The organism is uncultured Thermomonas sp. (genome assembly GCF_937872235.1).
GTDB classification, from domain to species: Bacteria; Pseudomonadota; Gammaproteobacteria; order Xanthomonadales; family Xanthomonadaceae; genus Thermomonas; species Thermomonas beijingensis.
Map to the genome: position 1 here is coordinate 1 of NZ_CALMPC010000068.1, position 10368 is coordinate 10368.

Annotated in this window: 10 protein-coding genes and 1 pseudogene; 8 read left to right on the plus strand and 3 right to left on the minus strand. The window is 56.7% G+C overall.

Going from position 1 to position 10368, the window contains the following annotated elements; translation table 11 throughout:
- The 7 genes and pseudogenes from QWB57_RS05825 to QWB57_RS05855 form a co-directional block, all read left to right on the plus strand.
- A pseudogene (locus QWB57_RS05825) lies at window positions 1-586 on the plus strand (hypothetical protein); the annotation flags it as partial.
- Window positions 587-646: 60 nt separating this feature from the next.
- Entirely contained in the window at window positions 647-877 is a 231-nt protein-coding gene (locus QWB57_RS05830; RefSeq protein WP_288968726.1) for an AbrB/MazE/SpoVT family DNA-binding domain-containing protein, read from the plus strand.
- Window positions 867-1310, plus strand: a complete 444-nt coding sequence (locus QWB57_RS05835; RefSeq protein WP_288968727.1) for a PIN domain-containing protein — start codon at window positions 867-869, stop codon at window positions 1308-1310. Before QWB57_RS05830 ends, QWB57_RS05835 begins: the two co-directional genes overlap by 11 nt.
- A 13-nt stretch (window positions 1311-1323) precedes the next feature.
- A complete protein-coding gene (gene wecB / locus QWB57_RS05840; protein WP_288968728.1) occupies window positions 1324-2460 on the plus strand; it encodes a UDP-N-acetylglucosamine 2-epimerase (non-hydrolyzing) in 1137 nt (378 codons plus the stop codon).
- On the plus strand, window positions 2460-3665 hold the full coding sequence (locus QWB57_RS05845) for a glycosyltransferase family 4 protein (protein ID WP_288968729.1): 1206 nt from the start codon (window positions 2460-2462) through the stop codon (window positions 3663-3665). Before wecB ends, QWB57_RS05845 begins: the two co-directional genes overlap by 1 nt.
- Window positions 3666-3686: 21 nt before the next feature.
- A complete protein-coding gene (locus QWB57_RS05850; protein WP_288968731.1) occupies window positions 3687-4697 on the plus strand; it encodes an NAD-dependent epimerase in 1011 nt (336 codons plus the stop codon).
- Window positions 4698-4710: 13 nt separating this feature from the next.
- A complete protein-coding gene (locus tag QWB57_RS05855; RefSeq protein ID WP_288968739.1) occupies window positions 4711-5811 on the plus strand; it encodes a nucleotidyltransferase family protein in 1101 nt (366 codons plus the stop codon).
- 101 nt (window positions 5812-5912) lie between these two features.
- Here the strand turns inward: QWB57_RS05855 and QWB57_RS05860 are convergent, their stop codons facing one another.
- Together QWB57_RS05860 and QWB57_RS05865 are read right to left on the minus strand one after the other, a co-directional pair.
- Window positions 5913-6065, minus strand: a complete 153-nt coding sequence (locus tag QWB57_RS05860) for a hypothetical protein (protein ID WP_288968732.1) — start codon at window positions 6063-6065, stop codon at window positions 5913-5915.
- A 33-nt stretch (window positions 6066-6098) separates the two neighbouring features.
- Complete coding sequence (locus QWB57_RS05865) at window positions 6099-6698, minus strand: hypothetical protein (RefSeq protein WP_288968734.1); 600 nt, start codon at window positions 6696-6698, stop codon at window positions 6099-6101.
- Window positions 6699-7426: 728 nt separating this feature from the next.
- On the opposite strand from QWB57_RS05865, the gene QWB57_RS05870 reads away from it, so the two are divergent.
- On the plus strand, window positions 7427-9304 hold the full coding sequence (locus tag QWB57_RS05870; protein ID WP_288968735.1) for an asparagine synthase-related protein: 1878 nt from the start codon (window positions 7427-7429) through the stop codon (window positions 9302-9304).
- Window positions 9305-9328: 24 nt separating this feature from the next.
- Here QWB57_RS05870 and QWB57_RS05875 read toward each other — a convergent pair whose 3' ends face one another.
- Complete coding sequence (locus QWB57_RS05875; RefSeq protein ID WP_288968737.1) at window positions 9329-10033, minus strand: hypothetical protein; 705 nt, start codon at window positions 10031-10033, stop codon at window positions 9329-9331.
- Window positions 10034-10368 lie beyond the last annotated feature (335 nt).

Consider the following 10368-nt stretch of genomic DNA (forward strand, 5'->3'; position numbering starts at 1 on the left):
TGTGGTGGCCGAGGTCGTGCGCTTTTTGCAGGCACCGGGGCAGGGTGTGCGGCAGTGGGATGCCGGGCCGGTGTACACCACCACCGTGGGCGAATTGGCGCGGCAAATTGAAGCGTTCAACGAGGTGCGCAATAGCTTGCTCAGCGAGCGCGTGGGCACCGGCTTGGTGCGCGCACTGTATGCCACCTATGTCAGCTTCCTGCCGCCCGAGGCCTTCAGCTACGGCGTGCCGAAACATGGCGATGCGCGTGGCGTGTTTGTGGAGATGCTGAAAACCCCGGATTGCGGGCAGTTTTCTTTTTTCACCGCGCACCCCGGCATCACCCGGGGTGGTCATTACCATCACAGCAAAACCGAAAAGTTTTTGGTGATCAATGGGCGCGCGCGCTACCGCTTCCGGCACCTGCTCACTGACGAGATGTTTGCCGTCGAAAGTGATGGCGATACGCCCTTGGTCGTGGACACCATCCCCGGCTGGGTGCACGACATCACCAATATCGGCGACGATACGTTGGTGGTGATGCTGTGGGCCAACGAAATCTTCGATAGACAGAAGCCGGATACGGTGGCGAGTACGCTTGCTTGACTTCGGTGCCGATCCTTGCAAGATATACGTTTCAATAATGTATATCTTGGGGTGCTGACCATGAAAGTCGCGAAATGGGGCAACAGCCTAGCTGTGCGTTTGCCTGCTGCGATGGTGGAGCGCCTGCAACTGGTGGATGGCGATGAAATCGAGGTTCGTGCGGATGATCCTCGTACCTTGACGGTCGCCAAGAAGCCGAGCATCGATGAGCTGTTCGCGCGAGTACGCAAGCTGCGCGGGGCGATACCCAAGGGTTACGCATTCGATCGCGAACAGGCCAATGGACGCTGATCCATTCTTCGATAGCAACGTGCTGTTGTACCTGGTTTCGGAGGATTTGGCCAAAGCCAATCGTGCAGAGGCTTTGCTGGCAAGCGGCGGCACGATCAGTGTGCAGGTGCTCAACGAAGTGTCAAACGTCGCTGTGCGTAAGCACGGCATGACGTGGCTGCAGGTAGACACCTTGCTGCAACTGGTGCGGACACTGTGCCGGGTCGAACCATTGACCGAAATCACCTACGACCTGGGCCGACAATTGGCGGAGCGTTATCGGCTTTCCGTTTACGATGCCATGATCGTGGCAGCGGCACTGCTGGCCGGTACGGACACGCTGTACAGCGAAGACATGCACGACGGTTTGCTGATCGAGGAGCGGTTGCGCATTCGTAACCCGTTTCGCGCCCGTTCCGTGCAGGACGCCCTTGAAACACACCATGGTGGATGATGGACGCTAACGCATGAACACCCGCAAATTGAAAGTTGCCACGATTGTGGGGACCCGCCCGGAAATCATCCGCTTGTCGCGGGTATTGGCGGCGCTGGATCGCCATTGCGAGCATGTGCTGGTGCATACCGGGCAGAATTACGATTACGAATTGAACGGGATTTTTTTTGACGATCTCGGCATCCGCAAACCCGATGTATTTTTGGAGGCGGCCGGTGCCACCGGCGCGGAAACCATCGGCAAGGTCATCATCGCCGCCGATGCGGCGCTGGCCGCTATTCAACCAGATGCAGTGCTGGTGCTGGGCGACACCAATAGCTGCCTGGCGGTGATCCCGGCCAAGCGCCGCAAGATTCCGACCTTCCACATGGAAGCCTGCAATCGCTGCTTCGACATGCGCGTGCCCGAAGAAATCAACCGCCGGATTGTGGACCACACCGCCGATATCAACCTGACCTATAGCGATATCGCGCGGCAGTATTTATTGGCCGAAGGATTGCCGCCGGATCGCGTGATCAAGACCGGCAGCCCGATGTTTGAAGTGTTGAATCATTACGCGCCTGCGATTGCGAGCTCCGATGCGTTGCAGCGTTTGGGCCTGACGGCGGGGCGCTACTTTGTGGTGAGTGCGCACCGCGAGGAAAATATCGAATCCGATCGCAACTTTGCCGGATTGGTGGAAATTCTCAATGCGGTGGCGGCGCGTTATGACATGCCGGTGGTGGTGTCCACGCATCCACGCACCCGCAAGCGCATCGACGCAATGGGGGTTCGCTTTCACCCACATGTGAGCTTGCTCAAGCCATTGGGCTTCAGCGATTACGTGCGCCTGCAACGCGATGCGTGGGCGGTGCTGTCCGATAGCGGCACGATCAACGAAGAGGCATCGGTGTTGAACTTCCGCGCACTCAATCTGCGCGATGCGCATGAGCGCCCCGAGGGCATGGAAGAAGCCGTCGTCATGCTCACCGGCATGCATGTGGAACGGGTGATGCAGTGCTTGAGCATCCTTGAAACCCAGCCCATGGGCGCAGACCGCCTGCTGCGGCAAGTGGCCGACTACAGCATGCCCAATGTGTCCGACAAGGTGGTGCGCATTCTTCACAGCCATGTGGATTATGTGAACCGGGTGGTCTGGAAGCGTTACTGATGCGGCTGTTGTTGGTGGCAGATACCTACCCGCCGGCGCGGATTTCCGGCGCACTGCAAATGCGCGACATGGCCCACGCACTGGCGGCACAGGGACACCAGCCATTGGTGTTGACCCCCGCGCACAATGGCGCAGCCGGTTTGCAAACGATCGATGGCGTGCAGGTGTTGCGGGTACCCGCAGCCAGGACCAAGGATGTGCCGTATTGGCGGCGCACCTTGGCCGAGCTGGTGTTGCCATGGGTGCTGCTGCGCGGGCTGCGCCGCAGTGCATTGCGTGATGTGCAGTGGGAGGGTGTGGTGTGGTATTCACCCACCATTTTTCTGGGCCCCCTGGTGAAGGCGATCAAGCGCAAACATGGGTGCCCGGCCTACCTCATCGTGCGTGACCTGTTTCCCGACTGGGCGGTGGATGCGGGGGTGCTGCGCAAGGGCGGGCTGGCGTATCGATGCTTCAAAGCGGTCGAGCGTTTTCAATATCGACAAGCCGACATCATCGGCGTGCAGACGCCTTCAAACGCGCCACTGGTGGCCAAGGACACGCTGGGCGATGCGCGCATCACGGTGCTGCATAACTGGTTATCCGCACCCATTCCAAATACAGCGTTGCCCGCGCCTGCGTTGGGTGCCTTGGAGGGGCGCGTCAACTTTGTCTATACCGGCAATATGGGTGTAGCGCAGGATATGGATGCGTTTGTCAGCTTGGCCCAGCGGATGCAAGATCGCAGCGATGTGGGCTTTGTGTTTGTCGGTCGCGGCAGCGAAACCGAGCGGTTGAAGTTGGTGGCGCAATCACTGCCCAATCTATTGGTGTTGGACGAAGTGGAACCTGCCGTATTGCCGGCATTGCTGGCGCGTTGCCACGTGGGGATTGTGGCCCTGCATCCGGCGCATCACACCCACAATATCCCCGGCAAGTTGCTGACGTATTTGCATGCAGGCCTGCCGGTACTGGCGCGGGTCAACCCCAACAACGACTTGCTGGGACTGGTGGAACACGAACAGGTGGGGCTGGTGGTCGCGGGGGACAGCGCCGCACTGCTGCATGCGCATGCTTTGCATTTGGTTGACGATGCCGCAATGCGCGCGCAGATGGGGCAAGCCGGGGTCGCGTTGGCTGCCCGCATGTTTTCTCCGCAAAGCGCCGCCCGCGAGGTGGCACAGCAGTTGGCAAACACCCGCAACACACAGATCACCCCCACGTAGAATGTGCGGATGGATACAAATATGAAGGTTCTAGTCACCGGCACCGCCGGTTTTATCGGCTCGCACGTCGCGCAGGTGTTGCTGGCACGTGGCGATACCGTCATCGGTATCGACAATCTCAACGACTACTACGATGTGACCTTGAAGCAGGCGCGACTGGCGCGCTTCAGCGGGCATCCAAATTACATCCATGTGCAGGCCGATCTGGCCGACCGCGCAGCGGTGGAACAGACGTTTGCGACGCATAAGCCTGATCGCGTAATCAATCTTGCCGCGCAGGCGGGGGTGCGTTACGCGGCGGAAAACCCGCATGTGTACGTGCAAAGCAACGTCACCGGCTTTTTGCATATTCTGGAAGGCTGCCGCCATCACGGTGTGCAGCACTTGGTGTATGCCTCCACCAGCTCGGTGTATGGCGCCAACACCAATATGCCGTTTTCAGAGCACAACGCTACCGAGCATCCGCTGACGCTGTACGCGGCCACCAAGAAAGCCAACGAGCAGATGGCGCATAGCTACGCGCATCTGTACGGTATCCCGACTACCGGCCTGCGGTTTTTCACCGTGTACGGGCCATGGGGCCGCCCGGATATGGCGCTGTTTCTGTTTACCAAAGCGATTCTGGATGGCCAGCCGATCCGCGTGTTCAACCACGGCAAGCACAAGCGCAGCTTCACCTATGTGGATGACATCGTGGAAGGCGTGATCCGCACACTGGATCAGGTGCCGGGCAAAAACCTGAACTGGAACAGCGCAAGCCCCGACCCTGCGACTAGCGGTGTGGCGCCGTATCGCATCTACAACATCGGCAATGAGCAGCCGGTGGAGTTGCTGCGTTATATCGAAGTGTTGGAGCAATGCCTTGGAAAGAAGGCAACGATGGAGTTGTTGCCATTGCAGGCCGGTGATGTGCCCGATACCGAGGCCGATGTGTCTGACCTGATTGCCAATGTGGGCTATCGCCCGCTGGTGCCAGTGGGGCAGGGCGTGGCCAATTTTGTGGCGTGGTATCGGGACTATTACCGGGTGTGATGCATTGACCACCGTGTCCACGCCAACGCTGCGGCAACGACTGGCAACAAGCCTGGTTACCGGCCAACTGCTGCTGGGTGATGACGATGCCAGCATCGCGCAATGGTTGGACCTCATCCAAGAGGAAGGCGTGCAGGCGCTGCTGGAAAAGCAACTGCGCACGTGTGGGCATTGGGATGCCCAACCACAGGCGTTGCGCGATGCATTGAGCAAGAACACCCGTGCCGCCTTGGTGCGCTCGATGCTGCAAGAGCAACAGCTGCATCAAATTGTAGATGCTGCGCGGCAGGCCGATGTTCGGGTCATGCTATTGAAAGGAAATGCGCTAGGCCTATGGCTATACGCCGACCCGTATCTGCGTGAAACCAGCGACATCGATCTGCTGTTTGCTTCAAAAGAGGAGTTAGGACGCGTTGTTGCGGCCTTGGCACCCCTGCACTACGTGGCCGAGCCTGATGCCGGCGCGTACAGCTACGAGCGCAAATGCATCTTGCAGGTGAATGGCAGCAAGCGCGGCGAATTGGATATGCACAGCCGCCTGCTCAATGCGCCACTGTATGCGGAACTATTGGATTTCGACACCCTTTGGCAAGCCGCAATCCCGCTGGGTTTCGACGCTGCGTACATGCGCGCATTGGGTGTCGAACACGCACTGGTGCATGCCTGCCTCAATCGTGCATTGAACATCCAGAACGCCGAGCCAGATCAGCTCAAGCTACTGTTTGATATCCACCTGCTGATGGCGCGGATGGATGCACAAGCATGGGCAGCCATCGTGGCGCTGGTCACGCACAAACGCATCTGTGGTGTGTGTTTGCGCTCGATCGAAGATGCAGCAACCATGTTTGGCACGAAATTACCCCCCTCGGTTATCGCTACGCTGCAACGCAATGCAGCAACAGAGCCACTGGATGCACGCCGCTTGCAAGATTGGCGGTACATGCAGTGGCAGAATTTCAAGGCGCTGCCCGGGGTCATACCCAAGCTACGCTGGGTATGGATGCGGCTGTTTCCCAGCCTTACCCAGTTAAGTACTTTGTATGGGAATAGGCGCTGGGTGTCGTTGATGTTAAGCAGGCTATGGCGTGGAATCCTGCGGTTGCAGAGTGATTAATCGGACGTCAACCAACAACGGGCACCCGGCAACATAGCACTGAGACATCAGTTTCGATGCCGCATGCAGATGATTTTGATGCATATATCCATTTGAAACAGTCAATCTTGGCGCGTGCCCCGTTGAGCAACGGGCGACTCTTTCACACTTTGGCTGCCGCCGGCGGTGAGGTGGGTGACAGCCCCGAAATAATTAAGCGTCGGACTGCTGTAAGAGGATTTTTCAATATTCTTGGTTTGGGTCTGCTTTTCCATGGGAACTCCGGAGGCAATGAGCAGGAGAGGGATTCAGAATAAGTATAGCTTAAGCTGAGTGCCACCATCCAAGGTTGGTGTGACGATGGGTCTGGCACGACTCAGGTTCTGCCCATTGCCCGCAAGCAGATAACGAGAAGCCCAATTTCGTGCTACTTGCAAACTTCCGAACTCAGCAGAAACCAAGCAGCGTCTGCCTTGGCATACGGTCTGTACATTCTTGGCGGTTGGAATACTGGTATCTGCTTGCATTGACTGCAATGCTGTCTGCATCCATTCCAGGTTTTTGGTTTCCAGTGCGGGATTTTTAGGTTCTATATTCAGCAGGCTATCCATGCTTCTGGCTTGATCGTAAGCGGATCCATTCGCCTGGTTCAATCGCTGGTTGATTAGCCGCTGTGATGCTTGGCGTAAAGCAAAACTCCTATCATAAGAATCCGCCAAGGGGGAAATGACGGGTTGAACTGTGGCTGGTGATAGTTTGGGGGAAGTAGGAGGCATCACTGTAGTTGCAGCTGGACTTGCTGCGCGACTCTCAATATTTTCTAGTTTGGTAGAGAGTTTGAAAGTTGCGTAAAGATTGCCTACGGTTAATAAGCACAGCACTACCGTAACCAGTGGAACTGATTTCATGTCTATGGTCTATGGCAGCAAATACAATACGACATTGTCTGTCAGTTCGACGCCAGCAGGTACATTACAAACGACAGACAAAGGAGCTGGGTAAAAATTGGTGTAATTGCCGTGGTCGTTCCAGAGTAAAGTCCTTAGATCTCCGTTGGTTGGGAGAACGGCCGATTGCGTCTCGATAATGATGTCAGGAGAATCGAGATAGCCTGCAGTGAGTGTGCAGGTCAGTGTTGCGTCACGCGTTGTGAGGGTGTTATGTGCAAAGAATTGCAGTTCCGCAACGGTTTGCTTTGGTTTGTTGCTAGGTTGGGGCAAGGAAATGGAGTCTGTCACCGGGTTACAAATCACCAGTACGTCCTGTGACCTTCTGCGATTATTAGTGTTTGTGTTCAAGTACCCGGATTCTGCTCTATCCATGTAGGTCTCAGCCACGGAGTTGGCGGCATGACAGTTGCCCGCAGAATTTTGATGGAAATCACGTAGACTTTGCGCTTGGGATGGGCTAGCAGAAAATGTGCAAACAAGAAGCAGACCAAGCGTGCAACTCTGGCGATTGAATGAATGCGATGTTTGCATTGTGTAAGCCCTCTCGTGGATTTGTGGAATACAGCGATCCGTGTGCAGTTGGATTGCGGGCAATGCAAGGATCAAGGTCAATTGTAGTATGACGCTAGACTATGCAAAAAATGCGATGATTGTCAACCTTCTGCGCGTGACCTGAGGTCAGGGTCATGCGGTCGATTATTGGGTACATCCAACTGGAGGCCTGCGGCATTGCTAGCCGTATCGCTGCAATCAAGGCGGCTGTGGCAGCAGATGCTGGGGTGTGGTTAGAGTTGCCGGAGTCTGGAGTGATCCTGCATGCTGGCAATGATCGAAGTGAACCACACGATGCTGGTGTCTATGTGGATCATCAAGCCGGGCTGATCGTAGTCGCGGATGCCGTGCTGCTTGCTCCGGTTTTGGAGGGGCAAGGAAACGTAACGGCCGCGAATGCAGTCGCGCAGGCCTATCTGCATTGGGGGGACGATTGTGCTTCTCACCTAGATGGAGACTTCGCCTTCGTGGTTGTCGATGTGCGACGTAAGCGCGTGTTGGCGGCTACCGATCCCATGGGGATACGTCCCTTGTACTTTGCTTACGCATCGGGCCAATACATCGGTTTCGCATCTGGTCCAAAAGATTTAGCGCGCATGCTTGGCATGGATCAACGCGTACCAGTGTCCAGATTGTTTGAGCAATTGGTCAATCCACTGGAAGTTCTGGAGAATGTGCAGCCTTTGGTGCCACAGACGCAATTGCTGCAAGCGGGGCATCGACTGCTGGCAAGTTTCGATCACTTGGATGTACGGCGTTATTGGGTGCCAGGGGAGCATGCGCTGGATGTCCCATCGCCCAATGCACCGGAAAAGGCGTGGGTGGAGGCGTTTTCACTACACTTTGAGCGTGCAATTGCCAAGCGCCTTTCCGTGACGACAAGCCGTGGTGTTTTGTTCAGCGGAGGGCTGGACTCAGCGTCGGTATTGGGGGTGTCCTCGTCGTTACTGCAAAGTGGTGAGGTGGATGCCTTCTCGCTGATTGACAGTAGTGTTCCAAGCTGTCAGGAGACTTTGGCAATCACGCGCACACTTCGAGCTTGCGCTGCACGTCCACATTTGACCGATTGCCATTCATGTGAACGGGATGCTGCTGAGGCGCGTGCACTATTGGTGGGTATGCGACGATTCATGAGCGGGCGATTTGCGTTCATGGCACTTGCTTTTTCACGTTCAGGTTTGACCGGGGTGCAGACCTTGTTTGATGGTGTGGATGGGGATTCATTGTTCTCATTGGGAGGGGGACGTGATTGGATCGTCAGCGGAAGATCACGAGAATTGCAGCGCAACGCGCGCAAGCGAAGACAACTGGGAGGGTTCACGCCTGCAGCGTCCTTCCATTTGGGGTATGGACTGCTAAGCGCGCTTGCACCCTCTGTGTTACGGACACTCGCTCGGCGCCGGTGTGCAGCGCAATTGCAGATGGAGGAAATTGAAAACAGTTTCTTGAACCGTAACGCCATTGATGATTTTTACATTCCTGATCGGTGCGGACAGTTGGAATCCATGCTTGCTAGCCACCAGAAGAAAGCTGAAGCGCGGCCGCAGCGCTCCAGCATGGACAATCCGATTGTGTTGGATGCGTTCCGACGGGTGAATGAGCGCGCCCGCGAGCAGGGCATCCAAATGATGCACCCCTTCGCTGATCGTGCATTGATGGATTTTTGTGCGTGGATCCCTCAGCACTTGCGCATGAAAAACGGCCGCACCAAGTGGATCATGCGTAAAGCAATGAACCGCTATCTTCCGCATGCGGTGGCGTGGCGGGCGGACAAGCACCATATCGGTGCGAATTTTGACCGTGTTGTGCTGCAACCGGTATTGGATCGGTTTGAGCTGGATCTGGCGGCAGGCAACGCCAAAGTGCAGACCTATATTGATAAAGAGCGAGTGCTGGCGATGGCAGCACGCTGGCGTGCGGGTGACATTGCTGCAGTCTGTGGGCTGACCGAGTTGCTGCTACTGGAGCACTGGCTACAACACAATAGCGACAAGGTACGCTGGGGGTGTTAGCCGGTTACCGGCATCTGCTGCGGTCTACAAGGTTTCGAGGTGTTGCAGCAGCTGAGCAATCAGGGTGTTTGTTTGCGTGTACTCGCGGGGATAGCTGAGAGTGAACGCTGGCACCTTGCGTGCGACCTCGGCCGCTTGTTGCAGGAAGCTAATGTTGCGATGACGGGCGGTAAGGTCCAGCCGAAAGCCCTGTCCAACCAGGGCCATGCAGGCGTGTGCTGGTGACACTGGGGTGATACGGATGGTGGATGCCGGTTGCTGCGGGTTGTTAAGCAGATAGATTGCACGGACTGCTACGGCTTCGGGGGGATGCTGATCTGGCATGCTGATCCGGCGCTTGCCGGTATAGGCCGCCACCGAGGTCAGTGCCGAAGAGACGATACCGACGTGTTCGATGCTATCAGTGAATAGCCGCAAGCTGGGATAGGTGGATGTTGCCAGCACCCGCTCTGCGATGTTGTCCAGCCGAACACAATCATCTGATAGTGGCAGGTGACCGCAGTCTTGCAACAAACTGACCAGTGTGGATTTGCCCCAACCGCTATCACCGATAAACAAGGCGCAGTGGTCAGCTATCTTGCAGCAACTGGCATGCGTCACCAACGCACCCATCTCCGAAAGAACACGTGGCAGCACTTGGTCGATGAGTAGGTGTTCCAGCGTTTCTGCCGCGATCTCAGTGTCGTATTCGGTGCGGATGGTGGCCGTACCGGGGGCAACTTCAATCACAAAATCACAGACCCTAGGGGCACGCAACCGATGCCACGAAGGTGTCGGCGCATTGCCCGTTGCTGGGTAGGCAAGCTGCAAACAAATGTTGCCGTCAGGATCTTTCCATTGGTGCGCCCAGTCAGGTACGGCGGGAAGCCGATCCAGCCATATGGAAGGAAGAACGCGAAGGCTCGCCGGTAATTCTGGCGAGGATGACCGCCGCAAACTAGGTAAGGCGACTGCCGACAGCAGGTTGTGGCCCGCATACCAAAGGGGGGGGGGGTGATGGTTAGCGGTCGTCACTGGGGCTGTGCTCTGAAGGCTTGGTGCCCCTCATCCATGGGCAGCAGGCG